The organism is Ochrovirga pacifica, from assembly GCF_000220525.1.
GTDB lineage: Bacteria > Bacteroidota > Bacteroidia > Flavobacteriales > Flavobacteriaceae > Ochrovirga > Ochrovirga pacifica.
In genome coordinates, this window is record NZ_AFPK01000005.1 from 1 (window position 1) to 24,092 (window position 24,092).

A 24,092-nucleotide genomic window follows, 5' to 3' on the forward strand; every position below is an offset into this window, starting at 1 on the left:
CTTTTTTTTTACTTGCTTTCTAGCGCTTGTTTGATGTCTGCAATAATATCATCTATATGTTCTAACCCTAACGAGCATCGTACCAAACCATCTGTAATATTTACAGCTTGTTTTACCTCTGGTTCTACTTTGGCATGTGTAGTACTTGCTGGATGAGTTACAATGGTACGAGTGTCTCCTAGATTGGCGGACAATGAACACATTTTTATATTGTCAAAAAAGTTTCTTCCTCCTTCTACCCCCCCCTTAACTTCAAAAGCGACCATAGTACCTCCATTTTTCATTTGCTTTTTGGCAACATCGTACTGGGGATGCGACTTTAAAAACGGATATTTCACCCAATTTACTTGAGGATGATTTTCTAAAAACGTAGCTAATTTTAGTGCGTTTTCACATTGTCTGTCTACACGAACAGCAAGAGTTTCTAACGATTTTGAAAGCACCCAAGCATTAAAAGGACTCAAACTAGGACCTGTTAGTCGAGAGAAAAGATATATTTCTCTTATCAGCTCTTTTTTTCCTACTGTGACTCCTCCCAGTACACGTCCTTGCCCATCCATTAATTTGGTGGCAGAATGCACAACCAAATCAGCACCGAATTCAATAGGTTGCTGCAAATAAGGTGTTGCAAAGCAATTGTCTATCACCAACAAAACACCATGCTTTTTGGCTATTGCTGCTAAATATTCCATATCCAACACATCTACCCCAGGATTGGTAGGGGTTTCTGCGTATATGATTTTAGTATTAGGCTGAATTAAACTTTCTACGACTTCAACTTCGTCTACACTAAAGTAACTTGTTTCTATATTCCATTTTGGAAAATATTTGGTAAACAAACCATGCGTAGCTCCAAATACCGAACGAGAAGAAACAATATGATCGCCAGCATTGACCAAAGCAGCTAGGGTTGAATATACGGCTGCCATTCCGCTTGCAAAAGCAAATCCATCTTCCGCACCTTCCATTAAGCATACTTTCTGTATAAACTCATTGGTGTTAGGGTTGCTGTAACGACTGTACAAATCGCGCTGTTTTTCTTCGGCAAAGGAAGCACGCATCTCTTCGGCATCTTCAAAAACAAATCCAGAGGTTAAGTACATAGGAACAGAGTGTTCAGAAAACTGTGTAGTTTCTGATTGTGTTCTAATTGCTAAGGTTTCAAAATTCTTTTTTTTCTGACTCATTTCTTATTCTGTAATTGGTACAAAGCACTTGGTACTATACCATAACGCTTTGATTTTTTTTATTTTTTATTCCCTTTTCAAGGCTGCTAATTTCTTGATATTTATATCCGTAAATCCTATCAACAAATAGTAATTACGACACACAAACCTTCCTTTTTTTATTATAACTCTAAATCGGTTAATCGCATAATGTCACCAAACACACCTCTAGCGGTTACTTCGGCTCCAGCACCTGCTCCTTGAATTACAATAGGCTGGCTACCATAAGATTCGGTATAAATTTCAAAAATAGAATCGGCTCCTTTTACTTGTCCCAAAGCAGAATCATTAGGAACAGAAACCAACTTTACTTGAAGCACTCCCTTGTCCGAGGACAAATCGCCATGCAAATCTCCTATGTATCGCAACACGTGATTGTTTTTTTGCGTTTCTTTAATTTCTTTGTAAATCGGATCTAAGTCTTCTAAACTATTTAAAAAATACTTTGTGTCGCCATCTCTTAAATGCTCTGGGATAAGATTATGAATTTGTACATCTTCAAATTCATTTTCTAAATCAAGCTCTCTTGCCAAAATCAACAGTTTTCTCCCTACGTCATTTCCGTTTAAATCTTCTCTAGGATCTGGTTCTGTAAAACCTTTGCTAGCCGCTTCTTTTAACACTTCGCTAAACGCCACATCCTTAGCCGAAAAATTATTAAACAAATAGCTCAACGTTCCAGAAAACACTCCTTTTATTCTAGTAATATTTTCACCTGAAGCGTGTAGCAGCTTAATGGTATCTATTAAAGGCAACCCTGCCCCCACATTGGTTTCATACAAATATTGTTTTCTGTTTTGTAGCAATGCCAATCGTAAATTTCTATAAAATTGCAACGATTTGGTATTCCCAATTTTGTTAGAAGACACCAGATTGAAACCGCTTTCTACCAAAGGAATGTAATTTTCTGTCATGGCTGCACTAGCAGAGTTGTCAACTGCAATTAAATTTCCCAAATGATGTGCTTGTGCAAAACTTACAATTTCATCTACAGAAGTATACAAAATTCCATGACTTTTTAACTCCTGTTCCCAATTGGAAGAAACTCCGTTTTCGTTAAACAATACTTTTTTTGAATTGGCTACAGCAAACACATTCAAGTCGATATTTTTTTTACTTAAAATAGCATCATGACTCTCTAATATTTGTTTTACCAAAGTACCACCAACTAAACCAACTCCGAATACAGCGATGTTTATTTTTTTAGCAATTCCAAAGATTTCTCCATGCATCACGTTCACAGCCTTTCTTAAATCTTTATTGTCTAATACCAAACAGACGTTGTTCCCCGTTACTGTATTGTTAATAAGCAATGGATTAATGTTGTTATTAACCAAAGCTGTATAAGAAGTATTAAAAGAACTTAACGAATTCCCCAAAACAGAAACTACAGCCACACCACGCTTTATGGTTATTTTGTTAATATCTTTACTTAAAAAGTCTAAATTAAACTCGTTCCCTAAAGCATCTTTTGCCTTGTGTGCATCTTTGGCATTCACAACAAAACTAATCCCCCTTTCAGACGAACCTTGCGATATAATTCCCACACTAATATTTTCTTGACTTAAAGCCGAAAATATACGTGCATCAATCCCTACTTTTCCTAACAAACCACGTCCCTCTAAACTTACCAAAGCCATATTCTCTTGTACAGATATTACCTTTATTCCTTTTTTGGTATTTTGTTCACTATTGATAAGCGTACCAGGAGTTTCAGGTTCAAACGTATTTTTTATACGAAGTGGAATGTTTTTGTTTACCAAAGGAATAATGGCTTTTGCATCCAAAACATTGTCTCCTAAGTTGGCCAGTTCATTAGCTTCTTGAAAAGACAAATGATCTATTTTTTTTGCGTTGGTTACCAACGACGGATTGGCTGTAAAAATTCCACTTACAATTGTATAATTCTCCAACTCATCAGCCTCTAAGTAACCTGCAATTAACGAAGCAGAATAATTGCTACCGTTGCCCCCAATGGTGGTAGTCTCACCATCCAAAGTTTCACCTACAAAACCAGTAATTACCGGAATTTCAGCTGACAAATCAAGTGCATCAAAATAGTTTTTAATGTTTTGCTCTGTCAGTTCTTCTAACAAAGTGGCTTCTCCATAAAGTTTATCAGTCTTAAAAAGTTCGCGAGAATCTACATAAACTGCTTTTGCATTTTGTTGTTGCAACAAAGCTGTTACCATTTTACCTGCCAACAACTCACCATACGAAGTTACCAAGTCTTCAATTTTAGGACTATAATCACCCAATAAGTGAACGCCTTCAAATATTTTTTCTAAAAATGAAAATGCTTCTTTAAAATCAACCGATGGTAAAGGAGCTATTTGCTCTTCTTGAAAAGCTAAAAAGTCGGCTTTATAATCTTCTCCTTTTTTTGCTTTTTCTAGCAATTCAAACAAATCAGCAGTAGCATTTCCTCTAGCAGATACCACCACCACAATTTCTTCTTTATTATTTTTCTTTTTTTGCAGTATGTCAATCACGCTTTGGATCCCAGCTCCATTTGCTAATGATTTTCCTCCAAACTTTAATACTTTCATCTTTTTTATTATTTAAAAGATTCGTTCTCAACTCCTATCGAACTCCTTTATTCATTTATATATCGCAAGCAAAGCTTTAAAACGTTCCTTTTGATCCTTTTTGTTTCACTTTTTAATTAAAAAACGTCTTTTAACAACTCTTTTAACTGTGTGTCTTCTACCAAAAAACCATCGTGACCGTGTATAGATTTGATTTCTTTATACACAGAGTCTACCCCAGCTTGTTGTAATAATTGATGCGTTTCTCTATTTTCTTCTGGAACAAAAAAGAAATCCGAATCGATCCCTATTTGTATCACATGTGCTTTTATTTTTTGAGCTACGGCTACAAAACTGCCTCTTCCTTCGGTAATATCTAAGGTGCTTAGCAAATGATTAACCATTTTGTATGCTTTCAGTTCAAATCGATTTTCTAGCTTGTAACCATGATGCAACAACCAACTTTCTACATTAGCAATTCCTAAGGCTTCGTTTTGGGTTCTGTTAAACTTTTGTTTAAAAGAAGCTGCCGTACGATAAAACAACATGGCCATCATACGAGCATCATGTACAGGTTTTTTAGAGTTCATTAAAATTTGTTCCTGAGTTTTGTTATGAGCCAATATCCAATCCGTAGCTTTCCAATCTGAAGCAATGGGAATAATATACTCTGCCAAATTAGGAAACAATACTGCCATTTCCCATGCAATTCCTCCCCCCAAAGAACCAGCTAATATTGCATGTAGTTTGGTTATTTCTAATTCCTGCAAAAGCAACCCAAACAATTGGGCTACATCTCTAGCTGTAAAACTTTTGATGTCATCTATTAGATTTTCTGGTTTTCCATCGTAACCATTACCAGGAATATCTATACACAACACAGTGTATTTATTGGTATCTACCAAATTGTTGGGCGATACAATCCCTTTCCACCAACCGGTATGCGTTCCCGCTACATCTGAGTTTCCAGTAAGTGCATGGTTCACCAACACTATTGGAGCTGAATGCAAGGGCTGCCCAAATAATTGATAAGACAATTCTATATTGGCATAATGCACACCTACCAAAGTAGTGTAATCTTTTAGGGTTTTATGTTGTAAACTTTTGTTCAATGTTTGTGTAATTTAATACCCATCTATTCTTTCCTTAAAAAAGGAAAGTGTAGAATGTACGTAAAGTTATCTAAGGGAAAATGGGAGAATGGCTCCTGTGTTATCTATCCAACAGTTGTTGGTAGAATGTAGCACCTTCTTTGACTGGCAAAGGGTTGCTAAGGTTTCAACGGGTCCAATCCCTCTACCTTTCTTGATAACTTACTTCTAAAAATATTTAATGAGCTGAGGCAAAGATATAAAATAAAATAGAACTACCATGACTTCTTTCTAAGGAGTTCTTTTTTGAGTAGAATGTTGTTATTTTTAGCCTATTTTTCAGACAAAGTTCTTAAAACTTATCCAAATGAAATATACAATTACAAGTATCGCTAGCTTAGTTTTTATTTTGATGATAGCATGTAAACCTTCTCACAAAACTTCGCAAAACCAAGGTCAAGAATGGATAAACAAAGCTATAAAAACACATGGCGGAAAGCTGTACAACCAAAGTGCTTACCAGTTTGAATTTAGAGGAAAAACTTACCAGTTTCTACATCAAAATCAGGAATTTTCTTACAGCGTAACTACTATAAAAAACACAGATACCCTTTGTGATGTATTACAAAACAATAATTTTTACCGCAGCATAAACGGTACTAAAGTTGTTTTATCTGAAAAAGAAAAAAACAGCTATTTCTCTTCACTAAACTCTGTTATTTACTTTGCTCTACTCCCCTACAAACTTAACGATGCCGCAGTAAGAAAAAACTACATAGGGAGTACCTACATACGCCAACAGCCCTACAAAACAATACAAGTAACCTTTACAAAAGAAGGCGGTGGTGAAGATTATGAAGATGTTTTTTATTATTGGATTCATTCACAAAAACACACGGTAGATTATTTGGCATATAAATACCATACCAATGGAGGAGGAATACGTTTTAGAGAAGCCTACAACAGAAGAAGTATAAACGGTATTATTTTTCAGGATTACATAAATTACAAAGCAGATTTACAAAGTAAAATGAGTGAACTAGGAAAATTACTAGAACAAAATAAGCTGAAAGAAGTTTCTAGAATTGAGCTAAAAAACATACAACAACTACACTAAAAAAAACAAAGCCATGTGTATGAGAACTGAATGACTTTGTTATACTTTACTTTCATTATTATTTTTTTCTAACGAAAGTATAAACTTTTAACTCTTCCTCTTTTTTTGTACTTGGTTTAAAAAAGGAATGAATCATATGGTATTCTAAGACAAACTCTTCTTTAGTTAACTTTTTAATTTTAAAATTGATAAACTGATCAATATAGGGTAACATATTACTATTAGGATTGTTTATTATTTCAACTGCATTTATTTCATCATTTCCTACAAATTCCCACTCATTAATATTGTAAAACCTTACTCCATACTTTTCAATTTCTTCTACAGTTTTAGTATTGCCAAATTCTACAAATTTGCCTTTGTATGAATATGCCCCACTATTATTCATTTGTTTTGGATTGTCCGTAATTTTTAATTCTAAAGAAATATTATCTGCTTGAGAGTAAAAATACGATATGGTGTCTTTTGTATTTCCATTAGGTATGTATACTACTTTTTTATGCTCAATACGATCCGCCATCCATTCGCCAAATATCTCATCTTTTATGACTTCATTAGAAATAACGTCATCATTGCTACAAGAGACCATGAGTAGAAAAAACAGTAGTCTTGTCAATTCTCTTTTCATATTTTTTAATTCATTAGTAAAAAACCATCTCAATAATTAAGAGATGGTTTTTTACTTATTTTACAAACTTCCAAAAGCCTGTTCTAAATCTGCTTTTAAATCTTCTACATTTTCCAAACCAACAGACAAACGAATCAAATCAGCAGTAACTCCAGCTGCAGCTTGTTCCTCTTCTGTTAATTGCTGATGAGTAGTACTCGACGGATGAATAATCAACGATTTGGTATCTCCAATATTAGCCAACAAAGAGAATATCTGAGTTGCATCGGTTACTTTTTTAGCAGCATCAAAACCACCTTTTAAACCAAATGTAACCAAACCACTCTGCCCTTTTGGTAAATATTTATTAGCCAAATCGTTGTAGCTGCTGCTTGTCAATCCTGGATAGTTTACCCATGCAACCTCTTCTCTTTCTTCTAACCAAGTAGCTAACTCTAGTGCATTGGCACTGTGTTGTTTCATTCTTACATTTAGGGTTTCTAAACCTTGAATAATATTAAATGCGTTGGTTGGACTCAAAGCTCCACCAAAATCACGCAATCCTTCCAAAATTAATTTAAACGTAAATGCAGCTGCCCCTAAAGCCTCGTGATATACCAATCCGTGATATCCTGCACATGGCTCTGTAAACTCAGGGAATTTTCCATTAGCCCAATTAAAAGTACCCGCATCTATAATAGCTCCTCCTAAAGAGTTTCCTTGTCCGCCAATGTATTTTGTTAGAGAATGAATTACCAAATTTGCTCCGTGCTTTATAGGGTTTAATAAAGCTGGAGAAGCTACTGTATTATCTACAATAAAAGGTACTTCTGCTGCTTTTGCCTGCTCTGCAATAGCCTCTAAATCTAACACATCTAATTTAGGATTCCCAAGAGATTCTACAAAAAAGGCACGTGTATTGTCTTGCACAGCATCTTTAAAACTCTCAGGATTAGTAGCGTCTACAAAAGTAGTTGTAATTCCCAATCTTGGCAAAGTAACATTTAGCAAATTGTAAGTTCCTCCGTACAAACTACTTGAAGCAACAATATGATCTCCTGCCTTTAACAAAGTCATTAACCCAGTTGCAATCGCAGAAGTTCCAGAAGCAAAAACCACCGCTCCAATTCCACCCTCTACTGCTGCCAAACGCTCTTGCAGTATTTGGTTTGTAGGATTGTTAAGTCTTGTATAAATAAACCCTAATTCTTTTAAGGCAAACAAATTAGCTGCATGCTCGGTGTTGTTAAACACATAAGAAGATGTTTGGTAAATAGGAACGGCTCTAGTTCCTTGTGTATTGCTTACTTCATGACCTGCATGCAAGGCTGCTGTTTCAAATTTTTGATTGCTCATTTTGATTTTTTTAAATTTCAACACTCAAATCTAACAAATATTATAGATTAATTCCTAGCTTATTTATACCCTTTCCAAAGAATCTTATTTTTTAAGTGGGTTTCCATTTCTTTTTTATAATTTTGCTGCACCAAAAGGGGAAGGATTTGAACTGATTGCAACCTCTTATTTGATTCTATGTAAAACAATATGTTTAACCACAAATGCTTTTACGCAAATCAAAAAAACAAATTGCTAAAGCAGTAAACTTCTACTTCTTTAGCCGACTATGGCAATCAGCAAACTGAATTTATAACAACAAAAAATAAATAGTATGTCATATTTATTTACCTCAGAGTCTGTATCAGAAGGACATCCTGATAAAATTGCAGATCAAATCTCAGATGCATTGATAGACCACTTTTTGGCCTATGATGTAGATTCAAAAGTAGCTTGTGAAACCTTAGTAACTACCGGACAAGTAGTCTTGGCTGGAGAAGTAAAATCTAAAGCGTACTTAGACGTACAACAAATTGCACGCGACACCATTAATAAAATTGGTTACACCAAAGGAGCATACCAATTTGACGGAAACTCTTGCGGTGTTTTGTCTGCCATTCACGAGCAATCTCAAGATATCAACCAAGGTGTAGATCGCGCAAGCAAAGAGGAACAAGGAGCAGGAGATCAAGGAATGATGTTTGGTTACGCAACCAACGAAACAGAAAACTTTATGCCTTTGGCTTTAGAAATTTCTCATCGTTTGCTTAAAGAACTGGCTGCATTACGTAGAGAAAACAAAGAAATTACCTACCTACGCCCCGATGCAAAAGCACAGGTAACTTTGCAATATTCCGACGACAATCAACCAGAGAGAATTGATGCTATTGTGGTCTCTACACAACACGATGACTTTGACCAAGATGAAGTAATGTTGGCAAAAATTAAAGAAGATATTATCAATATTTTAATTCCACGTGTAAAAGCAAGTTTTAACAATGAAATTCAAGCTTTGTTTGGGAATGATATTAAGTACCACATCAATCCCACAGGAAAATTTGTAATTGGAGGTCCACATGGTGATGCTGGATTGACAGGTCGTAAAATTATTGTGGACACGTATGGTGGTAAAGGTGCTCACGGAGGAGGTGCTTTTTCTGGTAAAGACCCAAGTAAAGTAGATAGATCAGCGGCTTATGCTACTCGTCATATTGCCAAAAACTTAGTAGCCGCTGGACTTGCAGACGAAATTTTAGTTCAAGTTTCTTATGCCATCGGAGTGGTAGAACCTATGGGAATTTTTGTAAACACTTATGGTACTAGTAAAGTAGATTTAACAGATGGACAAATTGCTGAAATTGTAGCGTCTTTATTTGACATGAGACCAATTGCCATAGAGCGTAGGTTAAAACTAAGAAACCCTATTTATTCTGAAACAGCTGCTTACGGACATATGGGGCGTACACCCGAGGTAAAAACAGTAGTTTTTGAATCTCCGTACGAAGGAAAAAAAGAATTGGAAGTGGAGACTTTTACGTGGGAGAAATTAGATTATGTAGATAAAGTAAAAGAAGCTTTTAAACTATCGTAATTTTATCAACCTCTATTATACCAAATCCCCTTAACCATTGGTTAAGGGGATTTTTTTACATATAAAATAAAAAAAACAGATCAAAAACTCAAGCCTATTTTCTTAAAACAAAGAATTACAACAACTCTAAATATATTTGTATAATACTATTGTCTTTTTGTCTTTTTCATTCCTATTTTCTAATTTAATTGGATATGAAGAAACAGACACAAAACACCCTAGAAATTGCAGAAAAACTGCAAAATCGATCAAAAACCAGTGAGAAAAACCCATTCTCAGATCGATTAAAGACTATTATCGAAGTTCCAGAATCCAAGTTTTTTTTAATCCAAATGATGGATGTAGCCTTTCGGTCTAAAAACTATAAAAAAGTGGCAGACCATGTTATTCATCTATTAAAAACCCACAAAAACTATCAGGCATTATTTACTCCTGTAGAAAACTTGCTGTTAAAGACGTTTACCGTGGTAGGAAAAATTATCCCCTCACTTAGCGTTTCTATCATGCTAAAAAAAATTCAGGCTACCTCTAGTGATGTCGTCTTTTTTATTAACAGTCCAAAGTTCAAAAAACACGCAACCAAAAGACAAGAGCAAGACATTACCCTGAACATAAATCTTATTGGAGAGGCTTTAATTGGAGAAGATGAAGCTCAAAAACGTATTTTAGGCTATCTATCTTTACTTAACCGAAAAGATGTAAACTATATTTCTATTAAAATCTCAACCATTTTCTCTCAAATTTCCTCTTTAGCCCATCAAGATACAGTTGACAAGTTAACAGACAGGCTTTGTATGTTTTATGATGAAGTTTTAAAAATTGAAAAAGAAACAGGCGTTCAGAAATTTGTAAATCTAGATATGGAGGAGTATAAAGATTTAGAAATTACGTTTGCAGTCTTTATCAAAACCTTATCCTTGCCTAAATACAAAAAAATAAGAGCGGGAATTGTACTACAAGCATACATCCCAGAAATGATACACTACTACAGAAAACTTTTAAAATGGGCAACCGAAAGAGTGCATAATGGAGGTTCTTCTGTTAAAGTACGATTGGTAAAAGGAGCGAACATGGAAATGGAGCTAACCGAAGCTTCTTTAGAGGATTGGCCATTAGCAACCTATAACGTAAAAACAGAAACCGATGCTAACTACAAAAAGATTTTATCTGAAATGCTAACTCCAGAAGCAGCTAGAATGGTGAATGTAGGGGTGGCCTCACACAATATTTTTGACATTGCTTTTGCATTGAACTTAGTAAAAGAACATCGACTTGAAGACTGCGTAGATTTTGAAATGCTAGAAGGAATGTCTAACCAATTAGTAGACAACTTACTTGCCGAAAAAGTACACCTACTACTCTACACACCCACTGTTAAAGAAAACCAATACAACGCAGCCATTGCTTATTTGGTTAGAAGGTTGGACGAAGGGACTCAAAAAGGTAACTTTTTAAAAGAAGGATATGATTTAAAATTCGGTTCTGAAAAATGGAAGCAACTGCAAAATGAGTTTTTAAAATCTGTAGATTTGATAGATACTGTACAAACAAACCCCAATAGAATTCAGAATAGAAATACGCAGCAGCCCAATACCATTATGACTGGTTTTGAAAACGTTCCTAACACAGACTGGAACTTACCCCAAAACATTGCTTGGGCAGAACAAATTAGAACCAATTGGGAAACTCCAGAAAACATTATTGGAAATACCATTCCCGTTGTAGGAGATTTGGAAAACAACGAACGTTATACCATTAAAATAAACAACTGGTCGGGAACTCCTCCATGGAGTTATGAAATGGCTACTAGAGAAGATTATCAAAAAGCTATAGAAACAGAAAGCCCATGGCAAGATTTTGATGTAAACAAGCGAGTAAACCTCTTAAAGAAAGCTGCAATCGAAATAGAAAAGAAGAGAGCAGACTTAATTGGTGTAGCTGTAGCAGAATTAGGAAAAACAGTAAAAGAAGTAGATGTAGAAGTTTCTGAAGCAATTGATTTTGCTAACTTTTATGCGGAAAGCAGCTTAGAAATTGCACAAGACTTTACAACCATTGACAAGGGTATAAACCTTGTTCTATCTCCTTGGAACTTTCCTATAGCTATTCCCATAGGTGGTGCGTTAGCCTCTTTAGCAGCTGGTAAAAAAGTAATTCTAAAACCATCAACCAACGCTGCTGCCTGTGCATACCTAACCTGCAAATGTCTTTGGGAAGCTGGAATTCCTAAAAATGCTTTGTATTTTTTACCTTGCGAAGAAAATATTCTTGATGACTTTTTAAGCACAGGAAATATTTTTGATGCTGTTATTTTAACAGGAGGTACAGAAACAGCTCACTTTTTATTAGAAAGAAATCCACAACTAAATTTATACGCAGAAACAGGAGGAAAAAACAGCACCATTGTTACCAGTTTGGCTGACAAAGAACAAGCCTGCGTGAACGTGGTACAATCAGCTTTTGGAAATGCAGGACAAAAATGTTCGGCAACTTCTTTACTAATTTTACCAGAAGATGTATTTAACGATGATGAGTTCCAATATCTTTTAAAGGATGCCACACTAAGCAAAGCTTTTGGAAATCCTTGGGATTTTTCAACAGAAATTGGACCACTTGCTGTACCTATTTCAGAAAAACTAAAGCATGTTATCCAAAACACACCAGATCATAAATGGCTTGTAAAACCAAGACTGAATGGTAATCATATGTTATCTCCTGGAATTATTTGGGATGTTAGCACAGAAGATTATTCTTATCAAAATGAATTGTTTGGTCCTATTTTGTCTGTAATAAAAGCCAAAAATCTAGAAGATGCTGTAACTATTGCCAACGGTGTTGATTACGGGTTAACTGCTGGTATAGAATCTTTAGATGACAATGAAATTGACTATTGGAACCAACGTATTGAAGCAGGTAATAAATACGTAAACCGATCAACTACAGGAGCCATTGTACAGAGACAACCTTTTGGTGGAATTAAGGCTTCGTGTTTTGGATTTGGAATGAAAGCTGGTGGAATTAACTATGTATTACAATTTACAAACATTCAATCTAAAACCACAAACTGGAAAGAAAATTATCAATATTGGTACAACAATCTGTTTGGCAAAAAGATAGATTACGTAAACCTTCGTGGTCAGTACAACATTTGCAGCTACACAACCTATAAAGAAATTCTACTACTGTATGATGTACATACACCTCAAAAACACATAGACAAAGTAGAATATATTGCAGAATTTCTAAACATTCCTTTGATTAAAGATACTTGTGGAAATGCATTAAAACATCACCCAAAAGATTTTACCTGTGTTCGTGCTTTGGGTACATTGTCCGATCATTTCTTAATTCGATGTCATCAGAATGCAATTCCTATATACGATGCAGAACCTAGAAATAGTGGTAGAATAGAGCTACTTAATTATTTAATCGAACAAAGCTATTCTCACAATTATCATCGTTACGGAAATTTAATGGGAGTTGCATACAACGCCAATGAAAAACCTAAGGTTTATTAACTTATTTTTACTTCATGAAAATGTTTTTGTTTTGGGTATTGGTTACCGTTTCTTCATTTAGTCAAGAGTTGCTAAAAAAAGAAGTATCTAATTTTGTAGGTGTAGATGTTTTTGAAAATTTTTACTACCTAAAAAATAACACCTTATACAAAAGCAGTTTGGAAAACAATTACCAAAACCTGAATTACGGAAAACCTGATGTTATAGACATTAGCAACCCTATGCAGGTTTTGGTATTTTATCAAAACTTTAATACTGTCGTTTTTTTAGACAATCATCTAAACTACATTTCCGAAGTTCCAGTTCCTTTTGGTGTGAGCTTGATTGCTAATGCTGGTAAAGATAAATTGTGGCTGTACAACAAACTCCAATCTACGTTAAGCATTTATAATTACTATACAAAAAAAACAAGCAATACTTCTTTGCCCAACGTAAAAAATACAACAAAGCTAAGTTCCGATTTAAACTCGGCCTATATTCTTGACAAAAACAATATTTGGAGTCGTTATAATTTTTTAGCTCAAAAACAAGAAGCAAAACAAGTTAAGCAACAACTTCTCTCTATCTCTTTGCGAAATTTGTATGCTATAAATCAACAACAATTATGGTTTCAAGACAATATGGTTCTAAAATTACCTACTGCTGTTTCTGCTTTTGAAGTTGTTAACAATCAATGTTATTATTTATCCGAGAATGCTATTTACCGCATTACGATTGCTAAAAATTAACTAATTTTAACTACAAAACATTTAGAGCAATGCACATAGCCATCGCAGGAAACATTGGAGCAGGAAAAACAACCTTAACTAAATTATTAGCAAAGCATTACAAATGGGATGCGCATTTTGAAAGTGTAGAAGACAATCCCTATTTGGATGATTTTTACAACGAAATGGAGCGTTGGTCTTTTAACCTACAGGTTTATTTTTTAAACAGTCGTTTTGAACAGATTTTAAAAATTCAGCAAAGTGGTAAAGACATTATTCAGGATAGAACTATTTATGAAGATGCCAAAATTTTTGCCCCCAACTTATTTTCCATGGGTTTGCTAACCAATAGAGATTTTAACAATTACAATAAATTGTTTGAATTGATGGAAAACCTTGTTACACCACCCGATTTGTTAATTTACTTAAGAGCCGACATTAAAACTTTGGTAGGACAAATTCACAAAAGGGGAAGAGAATACGAAAGTTCTATTAATATTGACTATTTAAGCAGACTAAACGAACGTTACGAGGCTTGGATTACCACTTACGATAAAGGAAAAAAATTAATTATAGAAGTAGACCATCTTGATTATGTTTCTAACCCTGAAGATTTAGGAATTATTATCGATAAAATTGATGCTCAGATACACGGGCTATTCTAGTTTGTATTTTTCAAAAACTAAAAAACTCATCAAACGGACTGTATATTGTTTGATGAGTTTTTTTTATGTACATGATTTGTTTTGTTTATAACACAGGAATAATTTGTTTTTTTCTTGAAACTATTCCCGGCAAAATCACCAAATCACTAGTTACATTTGCGTTAAACTTAGAAGTTGCTACCAATTTTACAGCTTCATTAGGCACAAACAAAGTTGCTTGTTCTTTTAAAATATCAATTACAAACAGCAAAATTTCATCAACACCATCTTGTACTTTTACATCTTCAATGGTTGTAAAAATACTTTCTTTTCTTTCTAAGACAATGTTTGGAGCAGTTGTTTCTAAGACAGAAACTCTGTATTTAATACCACTAGCTTCATAAATTTTACTATCCATTTTAATCAACTCTTCATCAGAAAATTCAGAAACATCCGATTTTGCTTCAAACATCTGCGTAGCATATTGATGAATATCCAACTCCAATTTATGAGCCAAATGTTCAGCCATCGCTTTGTCATCTTCTGTGGTAGTTGGACTACGGAATTCTAATGTATCAGAAATAATACAAGACAACATCAACCCTGCAATTTCGTTTGGTAAATCCGAAACCTCATCAACCCCCATCATTAAATACATTACAGAAGCTGTAGATGCCAACGGCTTTATGGTAATATCTATAGGAGCTGGTGTTTGGATTCCTCCAATCAATTTATGATGGTCAATAATTTGTACTACTCCTGTTTGGTTGATATTTTCAAACAACTCATCTGGATTATTGGTATCTACAATTACCACTTCATCTTCTTCACTTACGGAGGTTAACAATTCAGGAACCTCAAACCCCCAATGCTTTAAAACAAACAAGGCTTCTGTATTAGGAGTTCCCAAAACATAAGGAGTTGCCTCTATTCCTTGCTGATTTAAATACCAAGCCCACACTATAGCCGAAGCAGTTGCATCGGTGTCTGGCGATCTGTGTCCAAAAACTTTTAATGCCATTTTTTTAATTTTATTTATTATTTTATACCCTTTAAAAACTAAAATACATTTAGGATGTTAAAACCAATTAACACTCTAAAATAAAAATTCCTTTCTCATAAATAAGAAAGGAATTTATATATAAATTTCATGTAATGCAATTACTTTGTTACGTACAAAGCTGCTTTTACTGCATCAATTACATCTTGTGCATTTGGCAACCATTCTTCCATTAATACTGGAGAATATGCTGCTGGCGTATCTGCCGTATTAATTCTTTGGATAGGTGCATCTAAATAATCAAAAGCTTGTTCTTGTACTCTATATGCAATTTCAGTTGCTACAGAACCAAAAGGCCATGCTTCTTCTAAAATTACCAAACGGTTGGTTTTCTTTACCGATTCTATAATAGCTTTGGTATCCATTGGTCTAACGGTACGTAGATCTATAATTTCGATTGAAATTCCTTCTTTTTCTAAAGTCTCTGCAGCTTTGTAAGCTTCTTTTATAATTTTACCAAACGAAACTACAGTAACATCTGTTCCTTTTCTTTTGATGTCGGCAACTCCTAAAGGAATAATGTATTCTCCTTCTGGAACCTCACCTTTATCACCATACATTTGCTCAGACTCCATAAAGATTACAGGATCGTCATCTCTAATTGCAGCTTTTAACAAACCTTTTGCATCATAAGGATTAGAAGGCACCACTACTTTTAAACCTGGTGTATTTGCAAACCAGTTTTCAAAAGCCTGAGAGTGAGTAGCCCCTAACTGACCTGCAGAAGCTGTAGGACCTCTAAATACGATAGGACACTTAAATTGTCCTCCTGACATTTGTCTTATTTTAGCGGCATTATTGATAATCTGATCGATACCTACCAAAGCAAAGTTAAAAGTCATATACTCTACAATAGGTCTGTTACCTGTCATGGTAGATCCTACAGCAATCCCTCCAAAACCTAACTCGGCAATAGGAGCATCAATTACTCTTTTAGGACCAAACTCATCTAACATCCCTTTAGATGCTTTATAAGCACCGTTGTATTCAGCTACTTCTTCACCAATTAAATAAATGCTTTCGTCAGCACGCATTTCTTCGCTCATGGCTTCACATACTGCTTCTCTAAACTGTATCGTTTTCATGTATTTGATTTTGACTAAATATGGACAAAAATAACAAAATCACTTCCATTTTTTCTATTATTAAAAATAAATTATTTGTAAAATTTGATTTACTTTAGCTTTTGCTTATTTTTAATTTTTAAGAAACATTTAATTTTCTCAATATGAAGATATTAGTATGCATCAGTCATGTTCCCGACACGACTTCCAAAATAAATTTTAACAACGAATTGACTGAATTTGACACCAACGGTGTACAGTTTGTTATAAATCCATACGATGAGTTTGCTTTGACAAGAGCAATTTGGTTTCAAGAAAAACAAGGAGCAAAAGTTACAGTTGTTCACGTGGGTGATGCTAGTACAGAACCTACTTTAAGAAAATGTTTGGCTATTGGTGCCGACGATGCTATTCGTATAGATGCTGTACCAACAGATGGTTTTTTTGTTGCACAACAACTTGCTGAAATTTATAAACAAGGTGAGTACGATTTGATTTTAACTGGTAAAGAGTCTATTGATTACAACGGAGCAATGGTTCCAGGTTTGTTGGCTTCTTTCTTAGATATTGACTTTGTAAATGCTTGTATTAGTTTAGAAATTGACGGAACAACAGCAACTGCTGAAACCGAAATCGACGGTGGTACCGAAACTTTTACTGCAAATTTACCTTTAGTCGTAGCTGGTCAGAAAGGATTGGTAGAAGAAAAAGACTTAAAAATTCCGAATATGAGAGGAATTATGATGGCTCGTAAAAAACCGTTATCTATTGTAGCCCCTGTAGAAGCTACTGCTGTAACAGAAATTGAACGTTTTGAAAAACCTGCTCAGAAAGCTGCTTGTAAAATGATAGATGCCAATGATGTAGACCAATTAATTGAGCTATTACACAACGAAGCTAAAGTAATTTAAAAACCTTGCTTTTAATAAAGCCTTAAAAACACACAACTATGTCAGTACTTGTATTCGCAGACACCAGTGAAGGAATCTATAAAAAATCAACTTTAGAAACGGTATCTTATGCCAAAGCAATCTCTGATCTTCTAGGATCAGAATTAGTTGCAGTTTCTATGAACGCTACCGATAATACAGCATTGCAAAACTACGGAGCAAACCAAATAGTAAATGTTCAATCAGCATCTCTAAATAACAAACAATACGCTGCCACTTTAACTCAAATTGCAAAAGAAAAAAACAGCACCGTTGTTGTGCTAGGAAACAATGCAATAGGGAATAGTGTTGCTCCATTAATTGCAGCTCAATTAAAAGCTGGGTACACATCCAATGTTGTAGCTGTCCCTATCAACACAGCTCCTTTTACGGTGGTAAGAAAAAACTTTTCAGGTAAAGCATTTGGTCAGACTCAAATTTTATCCGAGGTAAAGGTTATTGGTTTGGCTAAAAACTCTTTTGGAATTGTAGAAAAACCAACAACTGCGACTGTAACAGATTTCCAAGCAACGGAAACTAATACTACATTAGCATCAGTTTCTGTCGATAAAAATTCAGGAAAAATTGCCATTGCCGATGCCGATATTGTTGTATCTGGAGGACGTGGACTAAAAGAAGCTAGTAATTTTTCTCTCATCGAAGATTTGGCAGAGGTATTAGGAGCAGCAACCGCATGTTCTAAACCTGTATCAGATATGGGATGGAGACCGCACTCTGAACACGTTGGACAAACAGGAAAACCAGTAGCGGCCAACTTGTATATAGCAGTTGCTATTTCTGGAGCTATTCAGCACTTGGCAGGAGTCAACGCATCCAAAACTAAAGTAGTTATTAATACAGACCCTGAAGCTCCATTTTTTAAAGCAGCCGATTATGGTATTGTAGGTGATGCCTTTGAAGTAGTCCCTAAATTGATTGAAAAATTAAAAGCATTTAAAGCAGAAAATGCTTAACACGTAAACAAACAGAATGAGTTTAGTACAATTAGATATTAGAGGTATTTCTTACAGTCAGACACAAACAGGAGCCTATGCCCTGGTGCTAAATGAAGTAAACGGAGACAAAACACTACCAATTGTTATTGGAGCTTTTGAAGCACAATCTATTGCCATTGCTTTGGAAAGTGAAATTGTTCCACCAAGACCTTTAACACACGATTTATTTAAAACCTTTGCAGAAAGTTATCAGGTTGTTATTAAACAAGTAATCATTCACAAACTTACTGATGGTGTTTTTTATTCTAGCATGGTTTGCGAAAAAGACGGTGAAGAAAAAGTTTTTGATGCTCGTACCTCTGATGCCATCGCTTTGGCCATTAGATTCAATGCTCCTATCTATACATATCAACAAATTTTAGACAATGCTGGAATTATTCTAAAACAAGAAAGTTTTGAAGAAGATGAAGATTTAGAGGAGGATGAAATGTTAGATGAAGAAAATGAATTGGCCGCTTTGTTTGACAATAATGAAGCAATAGACAGTAATACATCTAAATACGGAAGTTTTTCTGTAAAAGAACTAGAGCAAAAACTAAAAACTGCCATAGAAGAAGAAGATTACGAAACTGCTGCTCAGTTAAGAGACGAACTGAACAAAAGATAAAAACTGATAAAATTCAACCTTACCAAAAAGCCGAAGAAAAAATCTCTCGGCTTTTTTCTTATTTTTGCAAACAAAATAAAATTTCTCATGAAACAATACCTAGAATTCATTCAGCATATCAAAGAAAATGGTATTCAAAAAGGAGATCGTACAGGAACGGGAACCAAAAGTGTATTTGGATATCAAATGCGATTTGATTTGTCGGAAGGCTTTCCTATGGTAACTACCAAAAAACTACATTTAAAATCTATTATTCACGAACTTCTTTGGTTTTTAAAAGGAGACACCAACATACAGTACCTTAAAGACCATAACGTAAAAATATGGGATGCCTGGGCTGATGAAAATGGAAATTTAGGACCTGTTTATGGTGAACAATGGAGAAATTTTAACAACGAAGGGATTGACCAGATAAAGGAAGTAATAGAAACCATCAAAACAAACCCCAACAGCCGTAGAATGCTAGTTTCAGCATGGAATCCTTGTGTACTTCCCGACACCTCTGTTTCGTTCTCAGAAAATGTAGCCAATAACAAAGCTGCATTACCTCCATGTCATGCCTTTTTTCAATTTTATGTGGCCGATGGTAAATTGTCTTGTCAATTGTACCAACGTAGTGCCGATGCTTTTTTAGGAGTTCCTTTTAACATTGCCTCTTATGCTTTGTTGGTTTTAATGATTGCTCAGGTAACCAACTTACAACCTGGAGATTTTGTTCATACTTTTGGAGATGCACACATTTACAACAACCATTTTGAGCAAATAGACTTGCAGCTTAGCAGAACTCCCAAACCGTTGCCAAAAATGGAATTGAATCCTGAAGTGACAGATATCTTTGATTTTACTTACGAAGATTTTACCTTGGTTGGATACGATCCACATCCTACTATAAAAGGAAAAGTTTCTGTGTAATAATTCCTCTCAAATTTCGTTATAGAAATCGTTAATTTATTGTAAAACTTTTGAAATCGAACACATTTAGTGAAACAACGTTGTCTATTATTCTTTTTATTGGTTGCTCTTTTTTGCATTTCGTGCAAAAGTAAATCCCCGTTAACGACTGCTAGCAAAGACACTTTTAACAAGTCCGAAGCAGATTCTATGGCTTTGTTATATCCTATACACCATAACGATAGTGTTTACATAGAACAATTTCTGACTCATGAAAATGTTATTTTTAGTACTATTGACGATTTTACTACGCTGAATAACAAAATTACCATTCACTTTAGAAAATACATTTCGGGAAAGGATTTAAAATCAATTGAGTTTAACAAAGAACGAAGAAATGTACATATTGATTTTCAACTAAACAGAAATAAAGAGCCCATTAAAATTACCACCAATGCTCCTACCGTAGATTTAGACGAAAAAATTAAAAAAGCTTTTAACGAACTAGACTTTAGTTTGCTAAAAATTGTAGAGTTTAATTCTTCTACCAAATACACTTTAATTGTAATTCAGAATTACGGAAACACTCCCTCTGTTCGTTGCAATACAACCGCTATAGGATATACCCCTCCGGTGTATATAGAATGTAAAGAAGAATTTAGTTATGACGGAATTAACAAATGTAATTACTTATATTTAACTGAATTTCTGTACAACGCTATTGATTTAAATTTTGTAAAAGCAGAAGACTTACAGAACGACCATCAAATGAATTTAAAATTTATTGTATCTCCTCAAGGTCATGTAACTTCATCTATCATTAGTTCCCAAAACCAAAGGCTGCTAAACTCATATCAAAAAGCAGTAAATCGTTTGCCCAAAGCAAAATTTCCTGCCAAACTAAATGGAGAAAACTTTTACTACTGCTATATTTACCCTACTAGTATTAAAAATATTGTTAGAAACAACAACCATTTTAAAAACTATTACAACTACAAAAAGCACAGTGGGATGAGCATGGATCAAATCATGATGGAATACCTTATCATTTTGGATAAAGCCAGAAGAAAAAATCTAATTTATAGAAACGGTTTTTAAGCAATTCCTTTTTACTTTTTCGTTTGATTCTTTAAAACATAGTATCTTGCAACGAATTAAAAAATGAAAATGACAACAATCATTGCTGCGGTTGGTAACAACAACGAACTTGGAAAAGACAACGATTTAATATGGCACTTACCTGCCGATTTAAAACGATTTAAAAAAATAACCTCGGGACACCATATTATCATGGGACGTAACACCTACGAATCTATAGGAAAACCATTACCTAATAGAACCTCTATCATTGTTACCCGAAACCCTAATTACACAGCAAAAGGTTGTTTAGTTACCAATTCTTTAGAAAAAGCAATTGCTTTAGCACAAAAAGACAGCAATACTTTTGTAATTGGTGGTGCTGAAATATACAAACAAGCCATTCATTTGGTTGATGAGCTAGATATTTGTGAAGTTCATAGTACTTTTGATGCAGACACTTACTTTCCTGACATAGACCCTGCAGTTTGGCAAGAAATTAGCAGAAAAAAATTTGCTGCAGACGAACAAAACAAATACGATTATAGTTTTGTTCGTTATCAAAAAAGAAACAAACAATAGCAACATACAAATATATGAAACGTTCTTTCTACCTATTTTTAATTTTGATAGGACAAATGGCTTTTGCCCAACAAAAACAAATTATAGGAAAAATCATCAGTAAAACAACACAAGAAGAAGTTCCTTTTGTAACCATTTTCATTAAAAACCCAAAAGAAACCAGAACCAGTTTGGCCGATGAAGAAGGAAGTTTTTTAGCAAAAAACTTACAACAAAACAATTATCTAATCACAGTAGAGGCTATTGGCTATAAGCCCTATCAACAACGCATTTCTTTTAACAACCAACCATTGCTAGACCTTGGCACTATTTTATTAGAAGAAGATGTACAAGCACTAAAAGCGGTAGAGTTGCGTGCAGAAACTACCAGTATAGAACAAAAAATAGATCGATTGGTGATTAAAGTCGGAAAAGACTTGACCAATGTAGGTACTGATGCAGCTAGTGTTTTAGACAATGTACAATCGGTAGCTGTAGACCAGCAAACGGGAGAGTTATCGTTAAGAGGAAACAGCAATGTTGTAGTATTGATTGATGGAAAACCCACAAACATTCCCACAGATCAACTGATCAAACAACTGCCTGCCAATGCTATTAAAAATATTGAGCTTATTACCAATCCGTCCGCAAAATACAGCCCTGAAGGAAATAGCGGTATCATCAATATAGAATTGGTAAAAGACACCCGAAGTGGATTTAACGGAAGCATAAATGCATCTGCTACTTACGGACGAAATTTTAGGGGAAATACAGGCGGAAACTTTAACTACAAAATTAAAAACCTTAACTTTTTTGCCAACTACAATTTTAGAGGTGGACAAGATGATATAAAAGGACGTATAACAAGAAATGACAACGAACAAAATACTTATGGACTTAACAACCGTAACAATCATTTTGTAAAATTAGGTTCTGACATAGATTTAGACAAAAAAACAAGCATCTCGCTATTTACAGTTCAAACCTTTAATGAGTTAAACTACAGAAACACCACCCAAATTTTTAACACCTCAGGAAACCTAATCAACAACAGTATTTTTGATTTAGACAGAGAACCAAGATCACAAACCTACGATGCAAGCTTTCATAAAAAGTTTAACGACAAAAAACATACATTAGATTTTGGGGTTTCTTACAACACTCGTCAAGCCCCAGAAGACAGTGATTGGCTAGACTATTTAAAATCACCAGAAAACAGGCAATATAACTATAACGAAGTAATTGATTCGGAATCTAAAAGATGGATTGTAAACTTAGATTACGCACAACCTTTTGGAGATGATATTTCTATAGAAACCGGAATAGATATTAGATATTGGAGAAATGAAAAGTCGAATATTTCAACCCAACTAGTCAATAATAAGAACAATGAATTGGAAACAAAAGGCTTAAATGACTTTGACTTTAACAGAAAAATTTATGCGGCTTATTTTAATTATCGACAACAAATAGACAAGTTAGGAATACAAGCAGGATTAAGAACAGAATTGTACGATTTAGATGCTACCTTTTATGCAAAAATAGATGAGCAAAACAATTTGGTAACTGATGAAATTATTTCTGTTTATCCTAGTTTTTTTGCTACGTACGAAGTAACAGACAAAGATCAGTTACAGTTTAGCTATAGCAGACGTGTAGACAGACCCTCTATTAAACAACTAAATCCTATTAGAACTTGGGGTACTCCGCTAATGATTTCTCAAGGAAATCCCGAACTTCAACAGCAGTTTACCAATTCTTTTGAACTAAGATACAACCGAAAAGTATCTGGAGGAAACCTTTCTGCAACTGGATTTTTTAGAAGAATTAACGATTTTATTAGTAGAAGTTTAAGTAAAGACACACAAGTACAAAACCGTATTTTACTATCTTATGATAACTTTGATACTGCTGATAATTTGGGTATTGAACTAGCAGCCTACTTAAAATTTACCTCTTGGTGGAATTTTAACGGAAGTACCGATTTTTACTATCAACAACAACAAGGTATCGTAAACAATCAGCTAACTACTGCCGATAATGTATTGTTTAATTTTAGGCTGAATAACAAGTTTACTTTAGGTAAAAAATGGAGTTTGCAAATAATGCAAATGTACAGAGGCCATGATGAAAACATTCAACGAGAACGCGAACCTATGTTTTTGATGAACTTAGGTGCAAGCCGAAAAATATTAAATAACAAAGGTGTATTAACCTTAGGAGCATCTGATATTTTTAACGTATTTAGAGCCCGTTTTAATATTGTAAATCCAATAGAACAAGAAGGTGAATTTAACTGGGAAAGTCAAAACATTACACTTTCTTTTACGTATAACATAGGAAATCAATTCAAACAAAAAAGAAGAAATCGCCCAGGAGAAGATCAAGATGCAGGCGGTGGAGATGTTTTTTAGCAATTAGCAAAAATAGTATCTTGCAATCCAGCATCAAAACTTGGTTACATAAGTTTTGTTAAACTTTATAAAAGGATAATTCTTATCGTTCATTGTACATTGTATATTG

At 34.4% G+C, this 24,092-nt stretch carries 18 protein-coding genes, 1 pseudogene and 1 riboswitch; of the genes and pseudogenes, 12 read left to right on the plus strand and 7 right to left on the minus strand.

The features are described 5' to 3' along the window. Nucleotides 1-8: 8 nt before the first annotated feature. From FS85_RS0100280 to FS85_RS0100290, 3 genes are all read right to left on the minus strand, one after another. Nucleotides 9-1,187 carry a trans-sulfuration enzyme family protein gene (locus FS85_RS0100280; protein ID WP_010133926.1) on the minus strand — a complete coding sequence of 393 codons (1,179 nt, stop codon included), beginning with the start codon at nucleotides 1,185-1,187 and terminating at the stop codon, nucleotides 9-11. A 161-nt stretch (nucleotides 1,188-1,348) separates the two neighbouring features. Then, nucleotides 1,349-3,775: a bifunctional aspartate kinase/homoserine dehydrogenase I gene (gene thrA / locus FS85_RS0100285; RefSeq protein ID WP_010133927.1), complete on the minus strand. Its 2,427-nt coding sequence runs from the start codon at nucleotides 3,773-3,775 to the stop codon at nucleotides 1,349-1,351. Between the two features lie 116 nt (nucleotides 3,776-3,891). Continuing rightward, nucleotides 3,892-4,866: an alpha/beta fold hydrolase gene (locus tag FS85_RS0100290; protein ID WP_010133928.1), complete on the minus strand. Its 975-nt coding sequence runs from the start codon at nucleotides 4,864-4,866 to the stop codon at nucleotides 3,892-3,894. Between the two features lie 97 nt (nucleotides 4,867-4,963). Next, nucleotides 4,964-5,069: riboswitch (SAM riboswitch) on the minus strand. 143 nt (nucleotides 5,070-5,212) lie between these two features. On the opposite strand from FS85_RS0100290, the gene FS85_RS0100295 reads away from it, so the two are divergent. Further along, nucleotides 5,213-5,962: a DUF6503 family protein gene (locus FS85_RS0100295; protein ID WP_010133929.1), complete on the plus strand. Its 750-nt coding sequence runs from the start codon at nucleotides 5,213-5,215 to the stop codon at nucleotides 5,960-5,962. A gap of 58 nt (nucleotides 5,963-6,020) precedes the next feature. Here the strand turns inward: FS85_RS0100295 and FS85_RS0100300 are convergent, their stop codons facing one another. Both FS85_RS0100300 and FS85_RS0100305 read right to left on the minus strand, forming a co-directional pair. After that, the gene (locus FS85_RS0100300) at nucleotides 6,021-6,590 is read right to left on the minus strand and encodes a fimbrillin family protein (protein ID WP_010133930.1); all 570 of its coding nucleotides are present in this window, start codon (nucleotides 6,588-6,590) and stop codon (nucleotides 6,021-6,023) included. A gap of 60 nt (nucleotides 6,591-6,650) precedes the next feature. Beyond that, the gene (locus tag FS85_RS0100305; RefSeq protein ID WP_010133931.1) at nucleotides 6,651-7,925 is read right to left on the minus strand and encodes an O-acetylhomoserine aminocarboxypropyltransferase/cysteine synthase family protein; all 1,275 of its coding nucleotides are present in this window, start codon (nucleotides 7,923-7,925) and stop codon (nucleotides 6,651-6,653) included. Between the two features lie 313 nt (nucleotides 7,926-8,238). On the opposite strand from FS85_RS0100305, the gene metK reads away from it, so the two are divergent. From metK to FS85_RS0100325, 4 genes and pseudogenes are all read left to right on the plus strand, one after another. Beyond that, nucleotides 8,239-9,495: a methionine adenosyltransferase gene (gene metK, locus FS85_RS0100310; RefSeq protein WP_010133932.1), complete on the plus strand. Its 1,257-nt coding sequence runs from the start codon at nucleotides 8,239-8,241 to the stop codon at nucleotides 9,493-9,495. 194 nt (nucleotides 9,496-9,689) lie between these two features. Continuing rightward, nucleotides 9,690-13,013: a proline dehydrogenase family protein gene (locus tag FS85_RS14840; RefSeq protein WP_010133933.1), complete on the plus strand. Its 3,324-nt coding sequence runs from the start codon at nucleotides 9,690-9,692 to the stop codon at nucleotides 13,011-13,013. Nucleotides 13,014-13,027: 14 nt separating this feature from the next. Further along, nucleotides 13,028-13,741 (plus strand): hypothetical protein, encoded by a 714-nt coding sequence (locus FS85_RS0100320; RefSeq protein WP_010133934.1) that lies wholly within the window; start codon nucleotides 13,028-13,030, stop codon nucleotides 13,739-13,741. 11 nt (nucleotides 13,742-13,752) lie between these two features. Next, nucleotides 13,753-14,385 (plus strand): annotated as a pseudogene (locus FS85_RS0100325) (deoxynucleoside kinase); the annotation flags it as partial. 85 nt (nucleotides 14,386-14,470) lie between these two features. On the opposite strand, the gene FS85_RS0100330 reads toward FS85_RS0100325, so the two are convergent. Together FS85_RS0100330 and FS85_RS0100335 are read right to left on the minus strand one after the other, a co-directional pair. Beyond that, the gene (locus tag FS85_RS0100330; RefSeq protein ID WP_010133937.1) at nucleotides 14,471-15,385 is read right to left on the minus strand and encodes a manganese-dependent inorganic pyrophosphatase; all 915 of its coding nucleotides are present in this window, start codon (nucleotides 15,383-15,385) and stop codon (nucleotides 14,471-14,473) included. A 140-nt stretch (nucleotides 15,386-15,525) separates the two neighbouring features. Beyond that, nucleotides 15,526-16,509 carry a pyruvate dehydrogenase complex E1 component subunit beta gene (locus FS85_RS0100335; protein ID WP_010133938.1) on the minus strand — a complete coding sequence of 328 codons (984 nt, stop codon included), beginning with the start codon at nucleotides 16,507-16,509 and terminating at the stop codon, nucleotides 15,526-15,528. A 143-nt stretch (nucleotides 16,510-16,652) separates the two neighbouring features. Between FS85_RS0100335 and FS85_RS0100340 the strand changes: the two genes are divergently transcribed. From FS85_RS0100340 to FS85_RS0100370, 7 genes are all read left to right on the plus strand, one after another. Beyond that, nucleotides 16,653-17,399 (plus strand): electron transfer flavoprotein subunit beta/FixA family protein, encoded by a 747-nt coding sequence (locus FS85_RS0100340; RefSeq protein WP_029489165.1) that lies wholly within the window; start codon nucleotides 16,653-16,655, stop codon nucleotides 17,397-17,399. A gap of 38 nt (nucleotides 17,400-17,437) precedes the next feature. Continuing rightward, complete coding sequence (locus tag FS85_RS0100345) at nucleotides 17,438-18,391, plus strand: electron transfer flavoprotein subunit alpha/FixB family protein (RefSeq protein ID WP_010133940.1); 954 nt, start codon at nucleotides 17,438-17,440, stop codon at nucleotides 18,389-18,391. Nucleotides 18,392-18,407: 16 nt separating this feature from the next. After that, the gene (locus tag FS85_RS0100350) at nucleotides 18,408-19,040 is read left to right on the plus strand and encodes a bifunctional nuclease family protein (RefSeq protein WP_010133941.1); all 633 of its coding nucleotides are present in this window, start codon (nucleotides 18,408-18,410) and stop codon (nucleotides 19,038-19,040) included. A gap of 87 nt (nucleotides 19,041-19,127) precedes the next feature. After that, complete coding sequence (locus FS85_RS0100355; protein ID WP_010133942.1) at nucleotides 19,128-19,952, plus strand: thymidylate synthase; 825 nt, start codon at nucleotides 19,128-19,130, stop codon at nucleotides 19,950-19,952. A gap of 69 nt (nucleotides 19,953-20,021) precedes the next feature. Further along, the gene (locus FS85_RS0100360) at nucleotides 20,022-21,029 is read left to right on the plus strand and encodes an energy transducer TonB (RefSeq protein WP_139062111.1); all 1,008 of its coding nucleotides are present in this window, start codon (nucleotides 20,022-20,024) and stop codon (nucleotides 21,027-21,029) included. A gap of 69 nt (nucleotides 21,030-21,098) precedes the next feature. Beyond that, a complete protein-coding gene (locus FS85_RS0100365) occupies nucleotides 21,099-21,590 on the plus strand; it encodes a dihydrofolate reductase (RefSeq protein ID WP_010133944.1) in 492 nt (163 codons plus the stop codon). Nucleotides 21,591-21,604: 14 nt separating this feature from the next. Further along, entirely contained in the window at nucleotides 21,605-23,983 is a 2,379-nt protein-coding gene (locus FS85_RS0100370) for an outer membrane beta-barrel family protein (RefSeq protein WP_010133945.1), read from the plus strand. Nucleotides 23,984-24,092 lie beyond the last annotated feature (109 nt).

Bases quoted from the DNA above. Each gene is read 5' to 3' on its own strand.
- FS85_RS0100365 (WP_010133944.1), top strand. From the start codon at position 21,099: ATGACAACAATCATTGCTGCGGTTGGTAACAACAACGAACTTGGAAAA.
- FS85_RS0100330 (WP_010133937.1), bottom strand. From the start codon at position 15,385: ATGGCATTAAAAGTTTTTGGACACAGATCGCCAGACACCGATGCAACT.
- metK (WP_010133932.1), top strand. From the start codon at position 8,239: ATGTCATATTTATTTACCTCAGAGTCTGTATCAGAAGGACATCCTGAT.
- FS85_RS0100340 (WP_029489165.1), top strand. From the start codon at position 16,653: ATGAAGATATTAGTATGCATCAGTCATGTTCCCGACACGACTTCCAAA.
- FS85_RS0100320 (WP_010133934.1), top strand. From the start codon at position 13,028: ATGAAAATGTTTTTGTTTTGGGTATTGGTTACCGTTTCTTCATTTAGT.
- FS85_RS0100295 (WP_010133929.1), top strand. From the start codon at position 5,213: ATGAAATATACAATTACAAGTATCGCTAGCTTAGTTTTTATTTTGATG.
- FS85_RS14840 (WP_010133933.1), top strand. From the start codon at position 9,690: ATGAAGAAACAGACACAAAACACCCTAGAAATTGCAGAAAAACTGCAA.
- FS85_RS0100300 (WP_010133930.1), bottom strand. From the start codon at position 6,590: ATGAAAAGAGAATTGACAAGACTACTGTTTTTTCTACTCATGGTCTCT.
- FS85_RS0100370 (WP_010133945.1), top strand. From the start codon at position 21,605: ATGAAACGTTCTTTCTACCTATTTTTAATTTTGATAGGACAAATGGCT.
- FS85_RS0100280 (WP_010133926.1), bottom strand. From the start codon at position 1,187: ATGAGTCAGAAAAAAAAGAATTTTGAAACCTTAGCAATTAGAACACAA.
- FS85_RS0100355 (WP_010133942.1), top strand. From the start codon at position 19,128: ATGAAACAATACCTAGAATTCATTCAGCATATCAAAGAAAATGGTATT.
- FS85_RS0100305 (WP_010133931.1), bottom strand. From the start codon at position 7,925: ATGAGCAATCAAAAATTTGAAACAGCAGCCTTGCATGCAGGTCATGAA.
- thrA (WP_010133927.1), bottom strand. From the start codon at position 3,775: ATGAAAGTATTAAAGTTTGGAGGAAAATCATTAGCAAATGGAGCTGGG.
- FS85_RS0100335 (WP_010133938.1), bottom strand. From the start codon at position 16,509: ATGAAAACGATACAGTTTAGAGAAGCAGTATGTGAAGCCATGAGCGAA.
- FS85_RS0100345 (WP_010133940.1), top strand. From the start codon at position 17,438: ATGTCAGTACTTGTATTCGCAGACACCAGTGAAGGAATCTATAAAAAA.
- FS85_RS0100350 (WP_010133941.1), top strand. From the start codon at position 18,408: ATGAGTTTAGTACAATTAGATATTAGAGGTATTTCTTACAGTCAGACA.